Raw genomic sequence first — 261 nt, 5'->3', positions numbered from 1 at the left:
ATCGTGTAGAGCGACCCGGTGATCCTCGCCCTCATCCTGTCGGCTATTGCGATGACGCTGATCGTCGGTGTCCGCTACCTGATCGTGTCCGGCGCCTTCGCCTGGGCGACGGGGCGGCGGCATCCGGGCCTCTATCGCGGCCTCGATCCGCAGATGAAGCGGGAGATCGCTTGGAGCCTCGCGTCCGCCGCGATCTACGGCATCCCGGCGGGTATCGTCGCCTGGGGCTGGCACAATCGCGGCTGGACGCTGCTCTACGAC

Annotated in this window: 1 protein-coding gene; it reads left to right on the top strand. The window is 67.4% G+C overall.

The features are described from left to right. Nucleotides 1–18 precede the first annotated feature (18 nt). The coding region (locus AC0IYH_RS32265) for a hypothetical protein (protein WP_471838396.1) at nucleotides 19–261 on the top strand (243 nt) is incomplete at its 3' end.

The sequence above is a fragment of the Pseudomonas sp. AC463 genome (assembly GCF_979253585.1).
The sequence above is the reverse complement of the archived record's forward strand: the minus strand, read 5'-3'. Positions and strand labels throughout refer to the sequence as shown.